Below are 23,125 nucleotides of genomic sequence, written 5' to 3' on the forward strand. Positions count from 1 at the left end.
CAAGAGATCGCCCCATGCCCGTCACCGAGACCGCCCCCCGCGCCCCGATCGCCCGTCAGGACGAAGGCGCGGATCCGTACGCCTGGCTGCAGGCGCGTGACACCCCCGAAGTGCTGGACTACCTGAACGCGGAAAACGCCTACACCGAGGCCTGCCTGGCAGACCAGGCCCCGCTGCGCGAGCAACTGTTCGAAGAGATCAAGGGCCGCATCCTGGAGACCGACCTGTCGCTGCCCTCCCCTTGGGGCCCCTGGCTGTACTACACCCGCACCACGGCAGGCGACGAATACGCGCGGCACTACCGCTGCCCTCGCCCCGCGGACGACACGCTGACGGTCGACCCGGCGCACGAGCAATTGCTGCTCGACCCCAATGCTCTGGCCGAAGGCGGATTCCTGTCGCTGGGCGCCTTCAGCATCAGCCCGGATCACCGCCTGTTGGCCTACAGCCTGGACACCTCGGGCGACGAGATCTACCAGCTGCAGGTCAAGGACCTGGCGAGCGGTCAGGTCACCGCCCTGCCGTTCGAGGACTGCGACGGCAGCATGACCTGGGCCAATGACAACCGGACCCTGTTCTTCACCCAGCTGGACGACACCCATCGGCCGTTCAGGCTGATGCGTCATCGCCTGGGCGAAGACGGCGCGCAGACGGTGTTCGAAGAGCCCGATGGACGCTTCTTCCTGCACTGCTACCGGACCAGTTCCGAACGCCAGCTGGTGCTGCTGCTCAACAGCAAGACCACCAGCGAGGCCTGGGTGCTGGACGCCGACACGCCACAGGCGGACTTCACCTGCCTGGCGCCGCGCCGTGAAGGCCATGAGTACTACCCCGATCACGGGCGCCTCGACGGCCAATGGCGCTGGTTCATCCGCACCAACCAGGACGGCATCAATTTCGCGCTCTACCAGGCGCCTACCGAGCCGGTGCCGAGCCGCGCGCAGTGGCAGCCGCTGGTCGCGCACCGCGACACGGTCATGCTCGACGACGTGAGCCTGAACGCCGAGGCCGTGAGCCTGAGCCTGCGCGAAGGCGGCCTGCCGATCATCGAAGTCCACCCCCAGGGTCTGCCGAGCTACCGCGTGCAGTTGCCCGATGCGGCCTACAGCCTGTACGTGCAGGACAGCCTGGAGTTCGACAGCCCGAGCGTGCGCCTGCGCTACGAGGCCTTGAACCGACCGGCCCAGGTGCGCCAGCTGAACCTGGCCGACGGCGTCCAGCAGGTGCTCAAGCAGACGCCGGTGCTGGGCGACTTCGACGCCGACGCCTATGTCAGCGAGCGCCTGTGGGCCATCGCACCCGACGGCACGCAGGTCCCGATCAGCCTGGTGCGCCGCCGCGAGGACGTGGGCCGTGAAGTGCCGCTGTACCTCTACGGCTATGGCGCCTACGGCAGCAGCCTCGACCCGTGGTTCTCCCACGCGCGCCTGAGCCTGCTGGACCGGGGCATGGGGTTCGCCATCGCCCACGTGCGGGGTGGCGGCGAACTGGGCGAGGCCTGGTACCGGGCCGGCAAGCAGGCGCACAAGCAGAACACCTTCGATGACTTCATCGCCTGCGCCGAGCATCTGGTGGCCTGTGGCGTGACGTCCTCGGCGCGGCTGGCGATCAGCGGTGGCAGTGCGGGCGGGCTGTTGATCGGCGCGGTGCTCAACCTGCGTCCCGAGCTGTTCCGCTGCGCCATCGCCGAGGTGCCGTTCGTCGACGTGCTCAACACCATGCTCGACCCCGAGCTGCCGCTGACCGTCACCGAGTACGACGAGTGGGGTAACCCGCAGGAACCGGAGGTGTTCGCGCGCATCAAGGCCTACGCCCCCTACGAGAACGTCAAGGCCCAGGCCTACCCGGCCATGCTGGTGATCGCCGGTTACAACGACAGCCGTGTGCAGTACTGGGAAGCGGCCAAGTGGGTGGCGCGCCTGCGCACGCACAAGACCGACGACAACCGCCTGTTGCTCAAGACCGAGATGGGCGCCGGCCATGGCGGCATGAGCGGGCGTTACCAGGGGCTGCGCGATGTGGCGCTGGAATACGCGTTCGTCTTCGACGAGCTGGGTGTGGTCTAGGGTGCAGGGTCGGTCCAGCCTGGTGCTTCCAGCCCCGTGGGCGACGGTTGCACCGGGTCGGGTCGCAGGCCAGGCAAGGGTTGATCCTTGGGCGGCCCTGGTACGGGCATGGGCAGCAGCAGCGGTGCGCCAGGCCGACCGTCACCGGCCCTGACCGGCGTGGCCGGGGTGATCTGCGGATAGGGCGTCGGCGTGGCGGTGCCGGGTGAGCCCGGTACGGGCACGCTCAGACGCGGGGGTTCGGCGGCCGCCTGGGCGGTCGCGGCGCTGATGAACGCCAGCATGACGAGAAGCAGAAGACGCATCGTTCACCTCCTGTCGGTAAGGTGGCCACAGCCTACGCCCAACCGTGCGTTTTTGCCTGTCCGTCGTGGCGGTCGCCCGCTAGAATCCAAGGCATCACCGTCATTCGCCTGATTAGCATAAAAGGACCTACCATGAGCACGGCCTCCTCCGCTGCCGCCACTGCCCGCCTCGACCGCATCCTCGCCGACGCCAAGCGCGACAAGGAAATGGGCTACCGGGACAAGGCACTGAAAATGTATCCGCATGTGTGCGGTCGTTGCACCCGCGAGTTTTCCGGCAAGCGCCTGTCGGAACTGACCGTGCACCACCGCGACCACAACCATGACAACAACCCGCAGGATGGCTCCAACTGGGAGCTGCTGTGCCTGTATTGCCATGACAACGAACATTCGCGCTACACCGACCAGCAGTACTTCGGTGAGGGTTCGCTGAGCAGCCCGAAGACCGCGACCGCGACCCATAACCCGTTTGCGGGGTTGGCGGATCTGTTGAAGAAGTGAATTGGGCGGGTAAGGTGACGGGGTGTCCTGGCGGATACCGTGTTGCCTTCATCGCTGGCAAGCCAGCTCCCACAGGGTCTCCTGTGCCTGGTCTGGCTTGGTTCATCTCAGCAAGCGACTGTCAGGCTGCGGCTCTTGTGTGAGAGCAATGCCCACAAGGTCCCCTGCACCGGGTCTGGCTTGATTCATCTCACCAAACGACTGTCAGGCTGCGGCTCTTGTGTGAGAGCAATGCCCACAAGGTCCCCTGCCCGGGTCTGGCTTGGTTCATCTCAGCAAGCGACTGTCAGGCTGCATTGGCCCCTTGTGGGGGGCTTGCCCGCGATGGCGTCAGGTCATGCACCGCCCTCATCGCGCGCCAGCCGTTCCCGAGCCTGAAGTGGCCTCAACCCTGCCGATACGGCAACGCCTGGCGTGCCGCCTCGGCATAGCCCAGCACACCCTCGCGCTCCTGGACCAGGAACTCTTCCACCGCCTGGCGCAGGCCTGGATGCAGCAGGTAATGCCACGACCGCGTGATCACCGGCTCGAACCCGCGGATCAGCTTGTGCTCGCCCTGGGCGCCGGCGTCGAATCGCTGGAAACCTTCACGAATGGCGAACTCCATGCCCTGGTAGAAACAGGTCTCGAAGTGCAGCCGGTCGAATTCGTCCAGGCAGCCCCAGTAGCGCCCATAGAAACTGTCGCTGCCCACCAGGCTCAGGGCCATCGCCACCTCCTGCTGCCCCTGGCGTGCGATCACCACGCGGATCGCCTCGGGCATGCGTTCGGCCAGCAGGCTGAAGAACGCACGCGTCAGGTACGGCGGGCGCCCGCGCACCCGGTAGGTGTTGGCGTAACAGGTGTAGACGAAATCCCACTGCACCTCGCTGAGCTGGTCGCCTCGGTACCAATCGAAGGTCATGCCCTGCCCGACGACCTGCTCGCGCTCCTTGCGCATCTGCTTGCGCTTGCGTGAGCTGAGTGCGTCGAGAAAGTCCTGGAAATCCCGGTAGCCCTGGTTGCGCCAGTGAAACTGGCAGCCCAGCCGTTCCATCCAGCCCGGCAACTCGCGCAACGGCGCATCGGTGGCGGCGTCGGTGAAGTTGACATGGGCGCCGGAGAGGCCGGCCTGGGTCAGGTACTGCGGCAAGGCCTGCAGCAATAGCCGGGCATCGTCCGGGTCGGCGGCCAGCAGCCGTGGCCCACCCACCGGGCTGAAGGGCACCGCACCGAGCAGTTTGGGGTAGTAGGCAATGCCGGCCCGCTCACAGGCATCCGCCCAGCCATGATCGAACACGTACTCCCCATAGGAGTGCCATTTGCGATAGGCCGGCAGCAAGGCACGCACCTGGCCATCGCGCTCCAGCACCAGGTGTTCGGCGGCCCATCCGGTCCCCTCGCCGAGGCTGCCGCTGTCCTCCAGCGACGACAGGAAGGCATGCCGCAGGAAAGGCTGGTCGGCGGGGACCTGTGCATCCCACACGGCCGGTGGCAAGTCGCTCGATCGGGCAAGGCTGTAGAGGCTGGTCACAGGGCAGGACTCGTGGCGAGTGAGCTGACAGTATCGCGGAAGACCTCCCTCGGACTCAAATCACCGGTGCATCGCTTCATCGCATAGCCATCAAAGAGACATCAACCTGTCATTTGCCCCCGCAATACTTGCGCCTGTTTTCCGGAAGCCCAGAACCTGTCTAGCCAGGCACTTTCCGGTGACATGCCAATTCGGGGCGGGCGCCAGCCTTCCCCCTTTTTTCAACAGGGAGAACCGTATGCGTCTTGTTTCTACACTCACCGGAGCGAGCCTGTGCACCAGCGTGCTGCTGGCGCTGAGTACTCCGGCCAGTGCGGCCGTCGACGCCAAGCTGCTCGAGATGCTGCGCGCCAACGGCTCGATCAACCAGGCGCAATACAACGAACTGCAAGGCGACCTGGCCAAGGAAACCCAGGAGAAGGCCACCCAGAAGGCCCAGTCGGAACGCCTGAATGCGTTCGAGCAGAAAGTGGCCTGGGCGGCCAAGACCCAGATCAAGGGCGACGTGCGCCTGCGCTACGAAGACGTCAACGTCGAGAACCCGACCTCGCGCAGCAACAACCAGGACCGTGAGCGCGTCCGTGCCCGCCTGGGTGTCTACAGCGAGATCAACCCCCAGGTCGATGCCGGCATCCGTGTGGCCACCGGCAGTGGGGCCGATGCGCGCTCGACCAACCAGAGCCTGGACAATTACTTCGAGAAGAAATCGCTGTGGGTCGACTTGGCCTACCTCGACTGGCACCCAACCGGCGTGCCGAACCTGCACCTGATCGGCGGCAAGATGCCCCAGCCGTGGGTGAGCATGGGCGACGTGATCTGGGACAGCGACGTCAACCCCGAAGGCGTGGCCGCTACCTACAAGACCGACCTAGGCGGGGTCGAGCTGTTCGGCAGTGCCGGGCACTACATGCTCAAGGACAACGTCGACGGCGACGGCGTGCAATTCAAGCATGACTTGCAGCTGTACGCAGGCCAGCTGGGCGCTCGCTTCGCGCCGGCCGATACCCTCAAGCTGACCCTGGGTGGCAGCGTGTATGGGTACGACAACGACGATGCGTCGGCACCGCTGCTGGTCAACGGCAACACCACCAACCAGTTCAACCTGGTGGAAGGCTTCGGCCAACTGGACTTCACCGGTCTGGCCATCCCGCTTTCGGCGTATGGCCAGTACGTGGTCAACACCGAGGCCGACGACAGCGAGGACACCGCCTGGCTGGCGGGCGTGAAGACCAAGCTCGGCGCCTTCGGCATCGACTACAACTACCGCGACGTGCAACGCAACGCGGTGGTCAGCGCCTTCACCGACTCGGACTTCGCCAACGGCTTCACCGGTTCGCGCGGGCACAAGATCAAGGTCGGTTACGAGATCGACAAGAACTTCTCGGTGGCGGCGGCGTACCTGGCGGCCAAGTCGGACCGCTCGAACCTGCCGCGTAACGATGCGAACGTGGATACGGTGCAGGTGGATCTGGAGGCGAAGTTCTAAGCGCGACCTGGAAACAGGCGTGGGGTAGAGGCGGACGTCCTAGGGGGCGTCTGCCTTTTTGGGCTGTGCGGACGGTGCATTGAGGATGAATCGGGGTGGCTGATTTATGGGCCCTGCGGGCCCAATCGCGGCACTGGGGCCGCTCCTACACCCGTAGTGAGACCGGCGTTGTATCGGCTATTGCTGACGGTGCCTGGGCGCGGGTCGGGGTGGCTGGTTTGTGGGCCCTGCGGGCCCAATCGCGGCACTGGGGCCGCTCTACACCCGTAGTGAGACCGGCGTTGTATCGGCTATTGCTGACGGTGCCTGGGCGCGGGTCGGGGTGGCTGGTTTGTGGGTCCTGCGGGCCCAATCGCGGCCGGTCCGGCGCCACGGCAGGGGCGGCTCCATGGAACCCTCGCGATAGCCGTTACTACGGTGGTGTCACTACGGGTGTAGGAGCGGCCCCTGTGCCGCGATTGGGCCTGCAAGGCCCATAAAGTCAGCCATTGGCGGCTATCAGCTGAACTGCTCAGGGTCAGAAACCAGACATCGCCTCTTTGAAAAATGGTTGGTAAAACAGTTGCCTTAGCCTTGGTCTTCTCACCCTCTAAGCTTCCTGGTCTCTATCCCGCCAAGGAGGCCCCCATGCCCTACCCCGCATCCCATCGACTGCGCCGCGGCCGGTTTTCAGAGCCTGGCCGCCTCTACCTCGTCACCACCGTCACCCATCGGCGGGCGCCGCTGTTTCAGCAGCTCAAGGCCGCCCGAACCGTCATCCGCCACGTACAAACGCGCCCTGGCGAATTCGACACCCTGGCCTGGGTCCTGATGCCCGATCACTTGCACTGGCTGCTCCAGCTGGAATCGGCCGGGCTCGCGCACGTGGTGCATGGCTTCAAGTCCTGCAGCAGTGCGGCGCTGATCAAGGCAGGGTTGGCTTGCGGGCAGGTATGGCAGGCGGGTTATCACGACCGGGCGCTGCGTCGCTGGGACGATGTAAGAACCGCAGCGCGCTATATCGTAGCCAACCCGCTACGGACAGGCCTGGTGGACCGGGTGGGCGCTTATCCTCACTGGGACGCGGTGTGGCTATGAACGGCACTTGCGGCGGCCCCGCTTTCGAGAAACGAGGCCAGCCCATGGCCTGCCTTCACCGCTTGCGCAGCACCACGCTGCCGATCGAGTACCCCGCCCCGAACGAACTCAACACCCCCAACGCCCCCGGCGCCAGGTCGTCCTGGTACAGGTGGAAGGCGATCACCGAGCCGGCCGAACTGGTGTTGGCATAACGGTCGAGGATCACCGGCGCCTCGGCCTCGGTCGCCTCGCGCCCCAGCAGTTTCTTGACGATCAGCTGGTTCATGCTCAGGTTGGCCTGGTGCAGCCAGAAACGCTGCACGTCCTGGGGCTGCAAATCGTGTTCGGCCAGGTGCTGGCCGATCAGTTCGGCGACCATCGGGCAGACTTCGCGGAACACCTTGCGGCCTTCCTGCACGAACAGCTTCTCCTGGGCCAGGCCGTCATCCGCTTCGGCACGGTTGAGGAAACCGAAGTTGTTGCGGATGTTGTTGGAGAACTGGGTCAGCAGCTTGGTCCCGAGGATCTCGAAGACCTGATGCGAGACGGCCTGGTCGGCCCGCTCGATCACCAGGGCCGTGGCCGCATCGCCAAAGATGAAATGGCTGTCACGGTCACGGAAGTTCAGGTGGCCGGTGCAGATCTCCGGGTTCACCACCAGGATCGCCCGCGCCTGGCCCAGCTGCACGCTGTTGGCGGCGGTCTGGATGCCGAAGGTGGCCGAGGAGCAGGCCACGTTCATGTCGAAGGCGAAGCCCTGGACGCCCAGCGCCTGCTGCACTTCGATGGCGATGGCCGGATAAGGACGCTGCAGGTTGGAGCAGGCGACGATCACCCCGTCGATGTCGGCCGCGCTGCGACCGGCGCGCTCGAGCGCTTGGTGGGCGGCGGCCACGGCCATCTCGCAGAGGATCGACGGCTCGTCGTCGCTACGAGCCCGCAAATGCGGCTTCATGCGCTGGGGATCGAGGATGCCGGCCTTGTCCATGACGTAGCGGCTCTTGATGCCCGAGGCCTTTTCGATGAAGGCGGCGTTGGACTCTTCCTTGGCCTGCAGCTCGCCGCGGGCGATGGCCTCGGCATGCTCATGGTTGTACTGGTGCGCCCAGGTGTTGAAAGACGCCACCAGCTCTTCGTTGCTGATGCGCTGGGCCGGGGTGTAGAGCCCGGTGCCGCTGATCACGACGTTGTGCACGCGCGTTCCTCTTGTTCTATGGCCCCGCGCGGTGGCGTCGGCCTGGATCGGGTGGAGAGAATGGCACGGTGTGCCAATGGGGCAGTGGCCTGGATTCTAAGCCGCCACAGGGCCCTGGCGGCAAGTTTTTACGCCACAATCGAGTGACCAATAAGTCACATTCGTGACGGGGTTGGCGAACGGGGCCGCCCTGTAGCCCCCACCTACCTGCTACCCTTCCACCAGCGTCCACTGCTTGTTCAGGCGCTTGTCCGACACCGGCACCTTGGTGCCCAGCTGCTGCGCGAACAACGACACGCGGTACTCCTCCAGCCACCAGCGGTACAGCGCCAACTGCTCGTCGCGCTTGCCTTCCTGGGCATGCTTGTCGGCGCGGGCCTGGTATTGGGCCCACAGCGTGCTCAGCTCGCTGCTCCAGACCCGGTCCTTCTGCACCTGCGCGCCCAGCTTCTCCAGCCGCAGCTCGATGGCCTTGAGGTAGCGCGGCAGCTCCTTGAACCAGGCATGGGGCGTCTGGCGCACGAAGCCGGGGTATACCAGGTGCCCCAGTTGCTGCTTGATGTCGTTGAGCGCCACCGCCTGGCTCAGGTCGATCTTGCCCTTGAAGCGCTTTTGCAGGCCATGCCACAGCTTGAGCACTTCCAGGGTCTGGCGGGCCAGGCGTTCGGCGTGCTCGGCCCAGGCCCCGCGCTTGCGCTCGGCCAGCGAGGCCAGGGCGGCGCCATCCCGAGGCAAGGGGTCTTCGCCTTCGAGGATGCAGCTGTCCAGGCTGGCCAGCAGGATGTCCTCGACCAGGGCCTCGACCCGGCCCAGCTCGCGGTAGAGCAGCCCCAGCTCGGTCAGCCCCGGCAGCTTGCCACGCAGGAACTTGGCCGGCTCGGCCAGCTGTTGCAGGAGCAGGCGCTGCAAGGCCCGGCGGTGCTGGAACTCGGCTTCGGCCTGCGTCGAGAAGCGCCCCTCGCGCACGGCGCCATTGTCTTCCACCAAGGCCGGATAGACCGTCAGCGACAGCCCGGCGATCTTCTGCTGGGCGGTCTGGGCCACCTGGCCGAAGGCCTTGGCCTGGACGGGCTGATCGGCCTTTTCGTGGCGCGGCATGGCCAATGCGGCCTGGCTGGCGGCGGCAAAGCGTGCGGTCAGCTCGGCCAGATCGCGGCCTTCGCCCAGGAACTTGCCCTGCCCGTCGACCACCTCGATGTTCATCCGCAGGTGGCTGTCGACCTGGCTGGCCGCCTCCGCCCAGGCCTCATCGCTGACCCGGGCGCCGGTCATGCGCAACAGCTCGTGGCCCAGGGCCTGGGGCAAGGCGCCCTGGCCGAAGACCAGGCGGGCCATGGCTGCCTTGACGAAGTCCGGCACCGGCACGAAGTTCTTGCGCAGGGCCTTGGGCAGGTTACGCACCAGGGCGATGCACTTGGCCTCCAGCAGACCCGGCACCAGCCACTCCAGGCGCTCGGCCGGCAGGCTGGGCAGCAGGGGCGCCGGCACGCGCACGGTGACGCCGTCACGGGGGTGGTTCGGCTCGAAGTGGTAGCTCAGCGCCAGGCGCAGGTCGCCGAACTGCAAGGTATCGGGGTACTGCGCCGCGGTCACCTCGCTGGCTTCGCGGGCCAGCACGTCCTCCTCGCGCATGATCAGCAGGTTCGGGTCCTTCTGGCTCTGGGTGCGGTACCAGCTGTCGAAGGTGGCGGTCTGGTGGATCTCCTCCGGCAGGCGCGCCTCGTAGAAGGCGTACAGGGTCTCTTCATCGGCCAGGATGTCGCGTCGGCGGGCCTTGGCTTCCAGTTCGTCGAGCTGTTCGAGCAGGCGCCGGTTGGCCGCCAGGCACTTGGCCCGTGACTGGATCTGCCCACCGACCAGGCCTTCGCGGATGAACAGCTCGCGCGAGACCACCGGGTCGATCGGCCCGAAATGCACGGGACGCCGCCCCACCAGGATCAGCCCGTACAGGGTGATCTGCTCGAAGGCCACCACCTGCCCGCGCTTCTTCTCCCAGTGCGGCTCGAAGTGGTTCTTCTTGATCAGGTGCCCGGCCAGCGGCTCGATCCAGTCCGGCTCGATCCGCGCCACCATGCGCGCGTACAGCTTGGTGGTTTCCACCAGCTCGGCCGCCATCAGCCACTGCGGACGCTTGCGGCCCAGGCCGGACGAAGGGTGGACCCAGAAGCGCCGCTGACGCGCGCCCTGGTAGTCGCCCTCTTCGGCCTTGTGGCCGATCTGGCTGAGCAGGCCGCTGAGGATGGCCTTGTGCACCGGCAGGTAATCGGCCGGTTCCTTGTTCACCACCAGCTGCAGGTCGCGGCAGATCAGCGCCAACTGGCGATGGGCGTCGCGCCACTCGCGCAGGCGCAGGTAATTGAGGAACTGCTTGCGGCACCAGTTGCGCAGCGGGTTGGCGGTGAGCGCCTGGCGCTGTTCCTCGAAGCCGCGCCAGAGGTTGATCAAGGCCGCGAAGTCCGAGTCGACGTCCTTCCACTGGGCATGGGCCTGGTCGGCCGCCTGTTGACGCTCCGGCGGACGTTCGCGCGGATCCTGCACCGACAGCGCACTGGCGACGATCAGCACTTCCTGCAGGCTGCCCTGGCGGGCGCCTTCGAGCAGCATGCGGCCCAGGCGCGGGTCGATGGGCAGGCGCGCCAGTTGGCGCCCGAGCGGGGTCAGCTGGTTCTCGCGGTTGACCGCCGACAGCTCCTGCAACAGGTTGAAGCCGTCGCTGATGGCCTTGCCGTCCGGCGGCTCGATGAACGGGAAGGCATCGATGGCGCCCAGGCGCAGGTGCAGCATCTGCAGGATCACCGCCGCCAGGTTGGTGCGCAGGATCTCCGGGTCGGTGAAGGCCGGCCGTGCGTTGAAGTCTTCCTCGCTGTACAGCCGGATGCAGATGCCCGGCTCGACCCGGCCACAACGGCCCTTGCGCTGGTTGGCGCTGGCCTGGGAGACCGCCTCGATGGGCAGCCGCTGGACCTTGGCGCGGTAGCTGTAGCGGCTGATGCGCGCCGTGCCGCTGTCGATCACGTAGCGGATGCCCGGCACGGTCAACGAGGTTTCTGCCACGTTGGTGGCCAGCACCACACGGCGTCCGGCATGGGACTGGAAGATGCGCTGCTGCTCGGCGGGCGACAGGCGCGCGTACAGGGGCAGGATCTCGGTGTGGCGCAGCTGGGCCTTGCGCAGCATCTCGGCAGCGTCGCGAATCTCGCGCTCGCCCGGCAGGAACACCAGCACGTCGCCCGGGCTCTTGCGTTCGCGGCGCTCGTGGTCGGCGATCTCGTCGAGGGTGGCCAGGATCGCCTGGTCGACGGTGAGGTCGTCCTCGACCGCGTTGCCCTCCTCGTCCTGTTCGCTGGTCAACGGACGGTACCAGGTCTCGACCGGGTAGGTACGGCCCGACACCTCGATGATCGGCGCGTCGTCGAAGTGCTTGGAGAAACGCTCCAGGTCGATGGTCGCCGAGGTGATGATCAGCTTGAGGTCCGGACGACGCGGCAGCAGGGTCTTGAGGTAGCCCAGCAGGAAGTCGATGTTCAGGCTGCGTTCGTGGGCTTCGTCGACGATGATCGTGTCGTAGCGCTCGAGGAAGCGGTCGTGCTGGGTTTCGGCCAGCAGGATGCCGTCGGTCATCAGCTTGACCAAGGTGTTGGCGTCACTCTGGTCTTCGAAACGCACCTGGTAGCCGACCAGGCCACCCAGAGGCGTACCCAGCTCATCGGCCACCCGCGAGGCCACACTGCGCGCAGCGATCCGGCGCGGCTGGGTGTGGGCGATCAGCCCGTGGCTGCCGCGGCCCAGTTCGAGGCAGATCTTCGGCAGCTGGGTGGTTTTGCCCGAACCGGTTTCACCGGCGATCACCAGCACCTGGTGTTCGGACAGGGCCTTCTTGATGTCGTCGCGCTTGGCGGCGATCGGCAGGCTGTCGTCGTAGCGCACGGTCGGCACGCTGGCCTGGCGGGCGCTGACCTGCGCACAGGAGGCCTGCAGGCGCTCGGCCCATTGCGCCAGCTTGGCGTCGTCGGGGCGCTTGTTCAGCTCGTGCAGTTGCCGACGCAGACGATGGCGGTCGGCGATCATGGCGTGGTCGAGGGTGTTCAGCAGCTTGGCGGTGGCGTGGTCTGTCATGAGGCTCGCGTGGCGCAGGAAGCCCTGCTTGATGAGAGGTCATCCAGCCCTCGGGGCATGGCGTGCAGGGTGCCGGATCGGCAACGCCCGCCCGCGCCCAGGGGCCGCGTGGGTGACGCAGGCGCAGTGGATGAGCAGCGATGTAAGGCGGTGATTGTCGCAGATTTGCCGTTGGGCGTCTGCCCGCCACCCCGGAGCCGCGCTGCCGCGCAGAGCACAGGGCGATGACCGGCAGACCCGGGGCTTTACGACTGATCGATTTCAGGGCCGCTTTGCGGCTGGTCCGGCGCCCCACAGTGGTACAGGTGATCGCGGCCCATGTGAGATTCTATGGTTTCTGCCAAGCGCGAATGTGGGCCCTGCGGGCCCAATCGCGGCACAGGGGCCGCTCCTACACCCGTAGCCACACCACGGTGGGACAGGCCATCGCGGTCCCTGTGGGGCCCCTGTGCCGCGATCGGGCCCGCAGGGCCCGCAAGATCCCGAGATCATTTCCTTTTCTACAGGAGTCAGGCGGCCACTGGTCAGGACGACCGGCAGCGTACAGGCCCAGGTGTCACCGACGGGGCTGCACAGCCCCCATGGCGACGGCTCCGGGTCAGGCGGTCTTGGCCAGGCCCTGTTTCTTCAGCTCTTCGTCGCGCAGCTCGCGACGCAGGATCTTGCCGACGTTGGTGGTCGGCAGCGAATCGCGGAACTCGACCTGACGCGGCACCTTGTAGCCGGTGAGGTTGGCGCGTGTGTGCTCGAGCACCTGCTCCTTGGTCAGGGTCATGCCCGGCTTGACCACCAGGAACACCTTGATCAGCTCGCCGGACTTCTCGTTCGGCACGCCGATGGCCGCGCACTGCAGCACGCCGGGCAGGCTGGCCAGCACGTCCTCGATCTCGTTGGGGTACACGTTGAAGCCGGACACCAGGATCATGTCCTTCTTACGGTCGACGATGCGCAGGTAGCCGTCGGGTTCGATCAGCGCGATGTCGCCGGTCTTGAGCCAGCCCTCGTGGTCGAGCACCTCGTCGGTGGCTTCCTGGCGCTGCCAGTAGCCCTTCATCACCTGCGGGCCCTTGACGCACAGCTCGCCTGGCTCGCCCTGGGGCATCTCGCGGCCTGCGTCATCGACGATCTTGCACAGGGTCGACGGCACCGGGATGCCGATGGTGCCGACGCGGTTGGCTTCGGCCGGGTTGACCGTGGCCACCGGGCTGGTTTCGGTCATGCCGTAACCTTCGCAGATGGCGCAGCCGGTCACCGACTTCCAGCGCTCGGCGACGCTCAGCTGCAGGGCCATGCCACCGGACAGGGTGATCTTCAGCGAAGAGAAGTCCAGGGCGCGGAACGCATCGTTGTTGCACAGCGCGACGAACAGGGTATTGAGGCCAACGAAGCCGCTGAACTTCCACTTCGACAGCTCCTTGACCATCGCCGGCAGGTCGCGCGGGTTGGTGATCAGCACGTTGTGGTTGCCGATCAGCATCATCGCCATGCAATGGAAGGTGAACGCATAGATGTGGTACAGCGGCAGCGGCGTGATGAGGATCTCGCACCCCTCGCGCAGGTTGGCCCCCATCAGCGCGCGGCACTGCAGCATGTTCGCCACCAGGTTGCGGTGGGTGAGCATGGCGCCCTTGGCTACGCCTGTGGTACCGCCGGTGTACTGCAGCACGGCCACGTCGTGGGCGCCGGGGTTGACCTCGGCCACCGGCTGGCCCTTGCCCTTGGCCAGGGCGTCGTTGAAGCGCACGGCCTTGGGCAGGTGGTAGGCCGGGACCATCTTCTTGACGTACTTGACCACGCTGTTGACCAGCAGGCGCTTGAGCGGCGGCAGCAGGTCGGCGACTTCGGTGATGATGACGTGGCGCACGTCGGTCTTGGGCACGACCTTTTCCGCCAGGTGGGCCATGTTGGCCAGGCAGACCAGCGCCTTGGCGCCGGAGTCCTTGAACTGGTGCTCGAGTTCGCGAGCGGTGTACAGGGGGTTGGTGTTGACCACGATCAGGCCGGCGCGCATGGCCCCGAAGACCACCACCGGGTATTGCAGGACATTGGGCAGTTGCACGGCGATGCGGTCGCCCGGCTGCAGGTCGGTGTGCTGCTGCAGCCAGGCGGCGAAGGCGCCCGAGAGGCTGTAGAGCTCGCCGTAGGTCAGGGTCTTGCCGAGGTTGCTGAAGGCCGGCTTGTCGGCGAAGCGTTGGCAGGACTGCTTGAGTACGGCCTGGAGGTTGGGGAACTCGTCGGCATCGATTTCGGCCGCGACTCCGGCTGGGTACTTGTCCTTCCAAAAGGTTTCGATCATGGAACCCCACTCCTTGAACACAGCAGAATCTTGATCGCATCGATGCGATTATTATTGATATGGGATGACGGTCGCGGGAACCGTTTCATCGGCAAGCGGGGGCGAGATTAGCAGCTTTGCCGGGGGGCGCCTAGGGCCAGCGGTGGCCATGGAGTTGCGTTTGTGACTGAATAAAACGTATTAGTCACATTTTGTTTCAGCTGTAACCTTTCGACATTCGGGCGGGTTCCGACGGGATCTCTGGCCTGCTCGCTCAGGCATGGCCTGTCCCCGCACGTGCTGCAATCAGCCAAGCAACAAACCCCACCAACCGATATCATCGCACCCTTTCGCCGCCATCCCACGGGACGCGCCGCCACGTATCGTCTTTCTCGCTCAAGGAAGCCCAGATGACCCAAGTCACCAACACCCCTTACGAAACCCTCGAAGTCGGCCAGACCGCGACCTACAGCAAGTCCGTGGAGGAGCGCGACATCCAGCTGTTCGCCGCGATGTCCGGTGACCACAACCCGGTGCACCTGGACGCCGAGTTCGCGGCCAAGAGCCTGTTCCGCGAGCGTATCGCCCATGGCATGTTCAGCGGTGCGCTGATCAGCGCCGCCGTCGCCTGCACGCTGCCAGGCCCGGGCACCATCTACCTGGGGCAGACCATGAGCTTCCAGAAGCCGGTCAAGATCGGCGACACCCTGACCGTGCGCCTGGAAATCCTCGAGAAGCTGCCCAAGTTCAAGGTGCGCATCGCCACCAACGTCTACAACCAGCACGACGAGGTGGTGGTGCAGGGCGAGGCCGAGATCCTGGCGCCGCGCAAGCAGCAGACGGTCGAGCTGGTCAGCCCGCCGAACTTCGTCGCCAGCTGAAGCGCGCGGCAGGTGGTGACCGACCGGCGCCACCTGCGCACCGCGCCTACAGCCCTGTGGGCGCGAGGATGAATTCGCGGTAGCCGGAGACGATCACGTACACCGCGAAGTAGCAGAAGATGGCGGCCGAGGCCAGGTAGGACCAGGTCAGCAGACGATCGCCCAGCAGCCGCCCGCCATGGCTGGCCACGCCGCACAGCCCGGCGCTCCAGACCAGCCCCGCCAGAAAGAAGCCGCCAAGGAACAGCCCGGCATCGACCAGCCCGCCTTCGGTCGAGCGCGAGATCAGCACCCCACCGACCGCCGCGAACCAGAGGATGGCACTGGGCGAGGACATGGCCAGGAACAGGCCGCGCAGGAACTCACGCCAGGCTGGCTCCGCCACGGCCGCCTCCTGCGCCTGCAGGTGCCCACCGCGCCAGGCGGCCAGCAGCATCTTGACCGCGAACAGCACCAGCAAGGCCGAGCCCCCGAGCCACAGCACCCAGCGGACGGTCTCGAACTGCAACAGCACGGTCATCCCGGCCAACGCCGCCATGGCGTAGATCAGGTCCCCCACGCAAGTGCCCAACCCGAGCCAGAAGCCTTGCAGGAACCCGCGCTGCATGGCGAGGGTGATCATGGCGATGTTGGCGATGCCGATGTCCAGGCAGAGGGAGAGGCTGAGCAGGAATCCGTTCGAGAAAGGCATGGGGCGATGGGGTCCGGGCAAGCGAGGGCTGGAGGGGTGTGGAAGCGGGGGCAGTATACGGCGGGGAGGTGGTATCGGGCAGGTGGAGCAGTAAGTCGGGAGTCTTCATGTCCGTCCAGCAGTGGCCTGGGCAGCGCTCGGTCTGGGCGTTTCGCGATGAAGGCGCCGCGTTGGGAGCAGGAAAGACGAGCAGGTATGCTATGCGCTCTTCAACCCATGGCCTTTTCATGCACGCCTCATCTACCCCGCACTGCACGCCGTTGACCGGGCTCGAACGCCGCCTGCTGGATCATTTCTACCGCCAGCAAGGCTCGCGCATGCGCACACCGGCCGAGGGGCAACCGTGGGTCGCGCGGTCGGGATCGATCGTGGCGGGGTTGAACCTGACGCCGGTGGCGGGCGGTCACTGGCTGACCGGGCTGCTGGTCGATCCGCAGTGGCGGCAACGGGGCGTCGCGTCGTGTCTGATGACGACAGCCATGGCCAAGCTGGAGGAGACGGTATGGCTGTTCTGCCACCCTGACCTGCTGCCGTTCTACCAACGGCTGTCGTTCGAACCTAGCGTCGATCTGCCCGAAGCGTTGGCAGGGCGCCTGCAACGCTATCAGCAGCACAAGCCCCTGATCGCTTTGCAGTCCATCCCGCGCTCATGCTGACAAGTATGAGGATCATCTCCCCTGACTGAACCGCAGCGCCCCGCCCTTTCCAGGCCAGGGCGCGTTTGGCCTCACTGGCTGTTGGCGTTACCCGGCTGAGCGGTAGCCGGTGCCGGTTCTTCCTTGCCCAGGTTCGACTTGGGCTCCGGCGCCGTGGTGCCGTCGAAGTCCTTCTCGCCCTTGTCCTTGCCCTCGGCCGACATGTGCTCGATCACCGCGTTCATCTCCGCGCCCAGCAGCAGCACGGCCGAGGAGATGTAGAAGTACAGCAGCAGCACGATGATGGTCCCGATGCTGCCGTACATGGCGTTGTAGTCGGCAAAGTTCTTCACGTAGAAGCCAAAGCCCAGCGACGCGCCGATCCACACCACCACGGCCAGCACCGAACCTGGGGTGATGAAGCGAAACTGCTGTTTCACATCAGGCATCAGGTAGTACATCAAGGCCACCGCGATCATCATCAGGATGATGATCACCGGCCAACGCAGCACGGTCCACACGGTGACGATGAAGTCGCCCAGACCGACCTGCGAAGCGATCCACTCCATCACCTGTGGCCCCAGCACCATGAGCGCCGCGACCGACAACAGCATGCCGGCGAAGCCTATGGTGTAGAGCACCGACAGGGGAATGCGCTTCCACACCGGACGGCCTTCTGGCACATCGTAGGCCGCGTTCATCGCGCTCATCATCAGGCGCACACCGGCCGAGGCCGTCCAGAGTGCGATGACGATACCCACCGACAGCAGTCCGCCCTGGGACTGCTGCAGCTGGTCGATCACCGGGTTGACCTGTTCCAGCGCCTGGCCCGGCAACACCAGCTCGGCCTGCAAGCGCAGCCAGGAGAAGAAGTCCGGCAGGTGCAGGAAACCGATCAGCGCGATGAGAAACAGCAGAAAGGGGAACAGTGAGAACAGCATCTGGTACGCCAGGGCCGAGGCGTAGGTGGACATCTCGTCATCGAGAAACTCGTTGACGGTGCGGATCAATACCTTGTGTACAGGCAGGCCCTGCATGGCTTTGAACATGGTTAGCGTCTCCCTCGCCGCTTCGACGGTCATCGGTACAGGCCCGACAACGGTTCGGGGCCTACGTGGCTGCAACTAGTCTAGTAGACCGCGCGGACTGGCCACCGCTCCCTTGCGGGCCAATAAAAACGATCCTGCATAAAAAACGGCCACTCGAGGGTGGCCGTTCTGTGCGAAACGGGACCTTATGGCTTGGTCACGTCGTCGACTGTGTTCTTCACATCGCCCTTGACCTGCTGGCCTTCGCCTTTGACCTCTTGGGCCTTGCCTTCGGCTTTCAGCTTGTCGTTGTCGGTCATGTTGCCGACGCCTTGCTTGATGTTGCCGACCGCTTCGTTAGCCATCCCTTTTACTTTGTCTGTGGTGCCGCTCATGGGGACTCTCCTTCAAAGGACACGGGACTGTGTCGTTACTAGATGGAGGGGTGAGCCCAGGCGGAAGTTCCAAGATTTTGCATCTTCTCGAACGTACACGATGGCGGCCAGGCGACACCGCGTAGGTGCCAGCCCAGACGGATCAGGCGCGCACGCCTTGCACTTCGGCGACTGCCGCCGCCAAGGCTGCCGCCGGATCAGCCGCCTGGGTGATCGGGCGACCGATGACCAGGTAGTCGGAGCCTGCGTCCAGGGCCTGACGCGGGGTCAGGATGCGACGCTGATCGTCCTGCGCGCTGCCGGCCGGACGAATCCCCGGCGTCACCAATTGCAAGCCTGGGTAGGTGCCTTTCAGGGCAGGTGCTTCGAGCGCCGAGCAGACCAGGCCGTCCATGCCGGCCTGCTGCGCCAGGCCTGCCAGACGCAGCACCTGCTCCTGCGGCTCGATGTCCAGGCCGATGCCGGCCAGGTCCTCGCGCTCCATGCTGGTGAGCACGGTCACGCCGATCAGCAGGGGCTGCGGGCCGCTGCGCTGGGCGAGCACTTCGCGGCAGGCCGACATCATGCGCAGGCCGCCGGAGCAATGCACGTTGACCATCCACACGCCCATCTCCGCAGCGGCCTTGACGGCCATGGCGGTGGTGTTGGGGATGTCGTGGAACTTGAGGTCGAGGAACACTTCGAAGCCCTTGTCGCGCAATGCCTCGACGATGCCCGACGCGCTGCTGGTGAACAGCTCCTTGCCGACCTTGACCCGGCACAGGGCGGGGTCGAGCTGGTCGGCCAGGCGCAGGGCGGCTTCGCGGGTCGGGAAATCCAGGGCAACGATCAGGGGCGTCTGGCAGGCGGGCATGGCAATGGTCTCTAGGCAAGGCGTGAACGGCGCGCATTGTAAACGAAGTGCCTCGCCGATGGGGCGCGGATCGACGTCAGGGCATCGCGGCTCGTGGGAACCCCCGCCCTGCCCCAGGTTCGAAGGTTACAATGGGCCTCGGCCTTCATGAGAGTGGGAGAACATCATGCCGTGGTATGCCTGGTTGATACTGCTGGTGGCGATTGGGTCCGTCGTGGGCGGGTTGCTGATGCTGCGCGATACGGCGAGCAAACTGCCGTTGACCGACGAGCAGAAGCAGAAGATCAAGCAACGCAATGCCGAGATGGATGCCAAGGAGGCGCGGGACCGCTGACGCCTGTGTCACGCCTGGGCGGATGGCACGGCTCGGGCGACACGAGACGGGAGGAACACGGCCCCCAGGTGGAAGGGGTATACTGAAGCCCTTTCATTCTCCACCGACGAGGGCCGTCACTTCCCCATGGTTAAGATCACCTCCACTATCGACTGCGCCAATGACAAACCCTTCGTCCTGTTCGGCGGCGTCAACGTGCTCGAATCCCTCGACCTGGCCCTGACCGCCTGCGCCGAGTACGTCCGGGTCACTGAAAAGCTCGGCATCCCCTACGTGTTCAAGGCCAGCTTCGACAAGGCCAACCGTTCCTCGATCCACTCCTACCGTGGCCCCGGCCTGGAAGAAGGCCTGCGCATCTTCGAGAAGGTGAAGGCCGAATTCGGCGTGCCGGTGATCACCGACGTGCACGAGATCCACCAGGCCGCGCCCGTGGCCGAAGTGGTCGACGTGCTGCAGCTGCCTGCCTTCCTGGCGCGCCAGACCGACCTGGTAATGGCGCTGGCCAAGACCAACAAACCGGTCAACATCAAGAAGCCGCAGTTCCTCAGCCCGTCGCAGATGCAGAACATCGTGCAGAAATTCCGCGAAGCCGGTAACGAGCAGCTGATCCTCTGTGACCGCGGCACCTGCCTGGGCTACGACAACCTGGTGGTGGACATGCTCGGCTTCGGCGTGATGAAGCGCACCTGCGACGACCTGCCGATCATCTTCGACGTGACCCACGCCCTGCAGCAGCGCGACCCGTCGGGCGCCGCCTCCGGTGGCCGTCGCGAGCAGGTGGTGGAGCTGGCGCGCGCCGGCATGGGCGTCGGCCTGGCCGGCCTGTTCCTCGAAGCGCACCCCAACCCTGACCAGGCCAAGTGCGACGGCCCCAGCGCCCTGCCGCTGGACCAGCTCGAGCCGTTCCTGGCGCAGATCAAGGCACTAGACGACCTGGTCAAGTCCTTCCCGGCCCTGAACATCCGCTAAGCACGCCGTTCGAGGCGAGGGACTGACATGACAGGTACCGAACAACGGGTCGCGATCGTGATCCCCGCACGCTACGGCTCGACCCGCCTGCCGGGCAAGCCGCTGGCGGACATCCTCGGCAAGCCGATGGTGCAGCACGTCTACGAGCGCGCCCTTCAGGTCGGCAATGCCGATCAGGTGGTGATCGCCACGGACGACGCCCGCGTGGCGCAAGCGGTGGAGGCTTTCGGCGGAGTCTGCGTGATGACCTCGCCCGAGCACCCCTCGGGCACCGACCGCCTGGCCGAGGTGATGGGCCAGGTGCAGGCCGATGTGTACATCAACCTGCAAGGCGACGAGCCGCTGGTGCGGCCGACCGACATCGAGGCGCTGATCGCCGGCATGCTGGCCGACCCTTCGGTCGCCATCGGCACCCTGTGCCACGCCATCGATCACCACGAGGCCAAGCGCCCCGAGGCGGTCAAGGTGGTGCTGGGCCACAACGGCAACGCGCTGTACTTCAGCCGCTCGCCGATTCCCTATCCACGTGACGAGGCGGCGGCCTCCTACCTCAAGCACGTGGGGGTGTACGGTTATCGTCGTCAGGTCCTGGCCGAGTACAGCGCCCTGCCGCAACCGATGCTCGAGCACGCCGAAAAGCTCGAGCAACTGCGCCTGCTGGCCGCGGGTTACAGCATCCGTGCGTACCAGGTCGAGCCGGCCGGCCCGGGCGTCGATACGCCCGAAGGGCTGGAACAGGTACGTGCGCTCATGAGCGGCCAGCCAGCGCCGGTCATGCCGACGCTCGCCGACGTGCGCCTGGTGATCACCGACGTCGACGGCGTGCTGACCGATGGCGGTCTGTTCTACGACGGCAACGGCGAATGCATCAAGCGCTTCCACGTGCGCGACGGCATGGGCATGCGCCTGTTGGAAGAGAACGGCGTGCGCGTGGCGGTGCTGTCGGGGCGCGACTCGGCGACGCTGCGCAAACGCGTGGCCGACCTGGGCATCACCCTGTGCCAGTTCGGGGTCAAGGACAAGCAGACGGCCTGCCAGCAGCTGATGGCCGAGGCCGAGGTCAGCGCCGAGCAGACGGCGTGCCTGGGCGACGACAGCATCGACCTGCCAGCCTTCGCCACGTGCGGTCTGTCGTTCGCGGTGGCCGATGCGCCGGTATACGTCAAGGCGGCCGCCTCGGGCGTGCTGAACGCAGCTGGCGGCACCGGTGCGTTCCGCGAGCTGGCCGATGCCATCCTGATCGCCCACGGCAAGGCCGAGGTGTTCGAAACGGCGGCGGGCTATTCGCGGGTCATGGGCAAGATGGCCCAGTGATCCTGGCCCCGTGAGCGGCCGGCCAGCCTGGTAGAAGTCAGACTGGCCGACCGGCCTTGCCTACCGACGCAGTGGCGTTGCGTGCAGACACGGGCGTTTCACCGCCTGGGCAGGCGGCCTGCTCACTCCACGGTGAGCTTGTCCCGGTTGCGCTCCAGCAGCGCACTGCCGATGCCTTTCACCTCCAGCAGCTCGTCCACGCTCGTGAACGGGCCGTGCGCCTCTCGGTAGGCCACGATGGCCTCGGCCTTTGACTTGCCGATACCGGTCAGTTCGCTTTGTAACGTGGCGGCATCGGCCTTGTTCACGTCCACCTGCGGCTTGGCCGCCTCTTGCATGGCGGCCGAGGGCGTCGCGGGCGGGGTGGCCGGTGCCGCGCTGACGGCGAACGACAGGCTGGCGAACAGGGGCAGCAGCAGGGATTTGCAGAAGGTCTTGCGCATGGGGATCACTCCTGTGAACGAGGGTCATGGTGCAGCGGTTCCAGTGGCTGCCCCGTCACACTAGCCGCTGCCTCGGCCTTCGCCCAGCCTCCCGCGCAGGCCAATGGTTACTGAATCAGACAGCGCGAACAGGGCTTTAAAAGCATCCTTCACCTGCTGGCTACACGTCCTACAACTGGCATTGGAAAGCGCCATTGGGCACGACCATTTGAATTGACCCGCATTGCTTGCCAGACTCGCCTCCCGCTGCGGCCATCGCTGCCGGATGCACGTCGAAAAGAGGATCACCGTTGAACGAACACACCCTGTCCCACCGCCTGGAACGCGTCGCGGCGCACGTGCCTGCCGGCGCCCATCTGGCCGACATCGGTTCGGACCATGGCTACCTGCCCGTGGCCCTGGTGCGCCGTGGCGCCATCGCGGCGGCCGTGGCCGGCGAAGTGGCGCTGACGCCCTTCCACGCCGCCGAACGTACCGTGCGTGAGAACGACCTGGCCGATCGGGTCACGGTGCGCCTGGCCGATGGCCTGGAGGCGCTGCGACCGGAGGACGGCATCACCGTGGTCAGCCTGTGTGGCATGGGGGGCGAGACCATCCGCGACATCCTGGCCCGGGGCAAGGCGCGCCTGAGTGGGCAGGAACGCCTGGTGCTGCAGCCCAATGGCGGTGAGCAACCTCTGCGGGTGTGGCTGATGGCGCAGGGTTACCGCATCGTGCACGAGGAGGCCTTGCGCGAGCACCGCTTCGATTACGAGATCATCGTCGCCGAACCCACGGGCCCGGTGCACTACACCGAGCAGGAGCTGTACTTCGGCCCGGTGCAGATGCAGCTGCGCAGCCCAGCGTTCCTGAACAAGTGGCAGCGCATGCTGCGCCAGAAACAGCAGACGCTGAAGAACCTGGCACGGGCGCGGCAGGCGGTGCCGGAAGAGAAGGTGCGCGAGATGACCCGCCAGGCCGAGTGGATCACCCACCTGCTGGCGCAGGCCTGAGCACGCTGCCCGGGACAACTTGGTTTACAATGCGCCCGCTCATGCCTGGGCGGCGACCGGTCCATTGCGCGCAG

At 65.9% G+C, this 23,125-nt stretch carries 20 protein-coding genes; 10 read left to right on the forward strand and 10 right to left on the reverse strand.

Annotated elements, in window-relative coordinates; all coding sequences use genetic code 11:
• Positions 1-14 precede the first annotated feature (14 nt).
• A complete protein-coding gene (locus tag G7007_RS16145) occupies positions 15-2,066 on the forward strand; it encodes a S9 family peptidase (RefSeq protein ID WP_181103241.1) in 2,052 nt (683 codons plus the stop codon).
• Here the strand turns inward: G7007_RS16145 and G7007_RS16150 are convergent.
• Positions 2,063-2,371 carry a hypothetical protein gene (locus tag G7007_RS16150; RefSeq protein WP_181103242.1) on the reverse strand — a complete coding sequence of 103 codons (309 nt, stop codon included), beginning with the start codon at positions 2,369-2,371 and terminating at the stop codon, positions 2,063-2,065. The two genes, G7007_RS16145 and G7007_RS16150, sit on opposite strands and share 4 nt — an antisense overlap.
• Before the next feature lie 132 nt (positions 2,372-2,503).
• Here G7007_RS16150 and G7007_RS16155 point away from each other — a divergent pair, with 132 nt between their 5' ends.
• Entirely contained in the window at positions 2,504-2,872 is a 369-nt protein-coding gene (locus G7007_RS16155; RefSeq protein WP_060394586.1) for a YajD family HNH nuclease, read from the forward strand.
• A 385-nt stretch (positions 2,873-3,257) separates the two neighbouring features.
• On the opposite strand, the gene G7007_RS16160 is transcribed toward G7007_RS16155, so the two are convergent.
• Positions 3,258-4,385 (reverse strand): GNAT family N-acetyltransferase, encoded by a 1,128-nt coding sequence (locus G7007_RS16160; RefSeq protein ID WP_181103243.1) that lies wholly within the window; start codon positions 4,383-4,385, stop codon positions 3,258-3,260.
• 238 nt (positions 4,386-4,623) lie between these two features.
• On the opposite strand from G7007_RS16160, the gene G7007_RS16165 reads away from it, so the two are divergent.
• Together G7007_RS16165 and G7007_RS16170 are read left to right on the forward strand one after the other, a co-directional pair.
• Positions 4,624-5,871, forward strand: a complete 1,248-nt coding sequence (locus tag G7007_RS16165; RefSeq protein ID WP_181103244.1) for a putative porin — start codon at positions 4,624-4,626, stop codon at positions 5,869-5,871.
• Positions 5,872-6,498: 627 nt separating this feature from the next.
• A complete protein-coding gene (locus G7007_RS16170) occupies positions 6,499-6,948 on the forward strand; it encodes an REP-associated tyrosine transposase (RefSeq protein ID WP_181103245.1) in 450 nt (149 codons plus the stop codon).
• 55 nt (positions 6,949-7,003) lie between these two features.
• On the opposite strand, the gene G7007_RS16175 is transcribed toward G7007_RS16170, so the two are convergent.
• The 3 genes from G7007_RS16175 to fadD1 form a co-directional block, all read right to left on the reverse strand.
• Positions 7,004-8,125 carry a beta-ketoacyl-ACP synthase III gene (locus G7007_RS16175; protein ID WP_181103246.1) on the reverse strand — a complete coding sequence of 374 codons (1,122 nt, stop codon included), beginning with the start codon at positions 8,123-8,125 and terminating at the stop codon, positions 7,004-7,006.
• Positions 8,126-8,335: 210 nt separating this feature from the next.
• Complete coding sequence (gene hrpA, locus G7007_RS16180; RefSeq protein ID WP_181103247.1) at positions 8,336-12,241, reverse strand: ATP-dependent RNA helicase HrpA; 3,906 nt, start codon at positions 12,239-12,241, stop codon at positions 8,336-8,338.
• 598 nt (positions 12,242-12,839) lie between these two features.
• Complete coding sequence (fadD1, locus tag G7007_RS16185) at positions 12,840-14,537, reverse strand: long-chain-fatty-acid--CoA ligase FadD1 (protein ID WP_181103248.1); 1,698 nt, start codon at positions 14,535-14,537, stop codon at positions 12,840-12,842.
• A 389-nt stretch (positions 14,538-14,926) separates the two neighbouring features.
• Between fadD1 and G7007_RS16190 the strand changes: the two genes are divergently transcribed.
• Positions 14,927-15,397 carry a MaoC family dehydratase gene (locus G7007_RS16190; protein WP_181096320.1) on the forward strand — a complete coding sequence of 157 codons (471 nt, stop codon included), beginning with the start codon at positions 14,927-14,929 and terminating at the stop codon, positions 15,395-15,397.
• Positions 15,398-15,443: 46 nt separating this feature from the next.
• On the opposite strand, the gene G7007_RS16195 is transcribed toward G7007_RS16190, so the two are convergent.
• Positions 15,444-16,088 (reverse strand): LysE family translocator, encoded by a 645-nt coding sequence (locus tag G7007_RS16195; protein WP_181103250.1) that lies wholly within the window; start codon positions 16,086-16,088, stop codon positions 15,444-15,446.
• Between the two features lie 227 nt (positions 16,089-16,315).
• On the opposite strand from G7007_RS16195, the gene G7007_RS16200 reads away from it, so the two are divergent.
• Positions 16,316-16,744, forward strand: a complete 429-nt coding sequence (locus G7007_RS16200; RefSeq protein WP_181103252.1) for a GNAT family N-acetyltransferase — start codon at positions 16,316-16,318, stop codon at positions 16,742-16,744.
• A gap of 71 nt (positions 16,745-16,815) precedes the next feature.
• Here the strand turns inward: G7007_RS16200 and G7007_RS16205 are convergent, their stop codons facing one another.
• From G7007_RS16205 to pyrF, 3 genes are all read right to left on the reverse strand, one after another.
• Positions 16,816-17,772 carry a YihY/virulence factor BrkB family protein gene (locus G7007_RS16205; protein WP_181103253.1) on the reverse strand — a complete coding sequence of 319 codons (957 nt, stop codon included), beginning with the start codon at positions 17,770-17,772 and terminating at the stop codon, positions 16,816-16,818.
• 185 nt (positions 17,773-17,957) lie between these two features.
• The gene (locus G7007_RS16210) at positions 17,958-18,146 is read right to left on the reverse strand and encodes a CsbD family protein (protein ID WP_181103255.1); all 189 of its coding nucleotides are present in this window, start codon (positions 18,144-18,146) and stop codon (positions 17,958-17,960) included.
• Between the two features lie 142 nt (positions 18,147-18,288).
• Positions 18,289-18,999, reverse strand: a complete 711-nt coding sequence (gene pyrF, locus G7007_RS16215; RefSeq protein WP_144939099.1) for an orotidine-5'-phosphate decarboxylase — start codon at positions 18,997-18,999, stop codon at positions 18,289-18,291.
• Positions 19,000-19,165: 166 nt separating this feature from the next.
• Here pyrF and G7007_RS16220 point away from each other — a divergent pair, with 166 nt between their 5' ends.
• The 3 genes from G7007_RS16220 to kdsB all read left to right on the forward strand — a co-directional run bounded on the left by G7007_RS16220 (position 19,166) and on the right by kdsB (position 21,616).
• Positions 19,166-19,333 carry a DUF2897 family protein gene (locus G7007_RS16220; protein ID WP_181103257.1) on the forward strand — a complete coding sequence of 56 codons (168 nt, stop codon included), beginning with the start codon at positions 19,166-19,168 and terminating at the stop codon, positions 19,331-19,333.
• 126 nt (positions 19,334-19,459) lie between these two features.
• Positions 19,460-20,302 carry a 3-deoxy-8-phosphooctulonate synthase gene (gene kdsA / locus G7007_RS16225; protein ID WP_181103260.1) on the forward strand — a complete coding sequence of 281 codons (843 nt, stop codon included), beginning with the start codon at positions 19,460-19,462 and terminating at the stop codon, positions 20,300-20,302.
• A gap of 27 nt (positions 20,303-20,329) precedes the next feature.
• The gene (kdsB, locus tag G7007_RS16230) at positions 20,330-21,616 is read left to right on the forward strand and encodes a 3-deoxy-manno-octulosonate cytidylyltransferase (protein ID WP_181103262.1); all 1,287 of its coding nucleotides are present in this window, start codon (positions 20,330-20,332) and stop codon (positions 21,614-21,616) included.
• Between the two features lie 122 nt (positions 21,617-21,738).
• Here the strand turns inward: kdsB and G7007_RS16235 are convergent, their stop codons facing one another.
• Entirely contained in the window at positions 21,739-22,059 is a 321-nt protein-coding gene (locus tag G7007_RS16235; RefSeq protein WP_181103264.1) for a ComEA family DNA-binding protein, read from the reverse strand.
• 290 nt (positions 22,060-22,349) lie between these two features.
• Between G7007_RS16235 and G7007_RS16240 the strand changes: the two genes are divergently transcribed.
• A complete protein-coding gene (locus tag G7007_RS16240) occupies positions 22,350-23,051 on the forward strand; it encodes a tRNA (adenine(22)-N(1))-methyltransferase (protein WP_181103266.1) in 702 nt (233 codons plus the stop codon).
• Positions 23,052-23,125 lie beyond the last annotated feature (74 nt).

The sequence above is a fragment of the Pseudomonas entomophila genome, assembly GCF_013523125.1.
Lineage (GTDB): Bacteria > Pseudomonadota > Gammaproteobacteria > Pseudomonadales > Pseudomonadaceae > Aquipseudomonas > Aquipseudomonas entomophila_B.

Coding starts and splice junctions, on each gene's coding strand:
- G7007_RS16145 (WP_181103241.1), top strand. CDS start 15: ATGCCCGTCACCGAGACCGCCCCCCGCGCCCCGATCGCCCGTCAGGAC.
- G7007_RS16150 (WP_181103242.1), bottom strand. CDS start 2,371: ATGCGTCTTCTGCTTCTCGTCATGCTGGCGTTCATCAGCGCCGCGACC.
- G7007_RS16155 (WP_060394586.1), top strand. CDS start 2,504: ATGAGCACGGCCTCCTCCGCTGCCGCCACTGCCCGCCTCGACCGCATC.
- G7007_RS16165 (WP_181103244.1), top strand. CDS start 4,624: ATGCGTCTTGTTTCTACACTCACCGGAGCGAGCCTGTGCACCAGCGTG.
- G7007_RS16170 (WP_181103245.1), top strand. CDS start 6,499: ATGCCCTACCCCGCATCCCATCGACTGCGCCGCGGCCGGTTTTCAGAG.
- hrpA (WP_181103247.1), bottom strand. CDS start 12,241: ATGACAGACCACGCCACCGCCAAGCTGCTGAACACCCTCGACCACGCC.
- fadD1 (WP_181103248.1), bottom strand. CDS start 14,537: ATGATCGAAACCTTTTGGAAGGACAAGTACCCAGCCGGAGTCGCGGCC.
- G7007_RS16190 (WP_181096320.1), top strand. CDS start 14,927: ATGACCCAAGTCACCAACACCCCTTACGAAACCCTCGAAGTCGGCCAG.
- G7007_RS16195 (WP_181103250.1), bottom strand. CDS start 16,088: ATGCCTTTCTCGAACGGATTCCTGCTCAGCCTCTCCCTCTGCCTGGAC.
- G7007_RS16200 (WP_181103252.1), top strand. CDS start 16,316: ATGCACGCCTCATCTACCCCGCACTGCACGCCGTTGACCGGGCTCGAA.
- G7007_RS16205 (WP_181103253.1), bottom strand. CDS start 17,772: ATGTTCAAAGCCATGCAGGGCCTGCCTGTACACAAGGTATTGATCCGC.
- G7007_RS16210 (WP_181103255.1), bottom strand. CDS start 18,146: ATGAGCGGCACCACAGACAAAGTAAAAGGGATGGCTAACGAAGCGGTC.
- pyrF (WP_144939099.1), bottom strand. CDS start 18,999: ATGCCCGCCTGCCAGACGCCCCTGATCGTTGCCCTGGATTTCCCGACC.
- G7007_RS16220 (WP_181103257.1), top strand. CDS start 19,166: ATGCCGTGGTATGCCTGGTTGATACTGCTGGTGGCGATTGGGTCCGTC.
- kdsA (WP_181103260.1), top strand. CDS start 19,460: ATGGTTAAGATCACCTCCACTATCGACTGCGCCAATGACAAACCCTTC.
- kdsB (WP_181103262.1), top strand. CDS start 20,330: ATGACAGGTACCGAACAACGGGTCGCGATCGTGATCCCCGCACGCTAC.
- G7007_RS16235 (WP_181103264.1), bottom strand. CDS start 22,059: ATGCGCAAGACCTTCTGCAAATCCCTGCTGCTGCCCCTGTTCGCCAGC.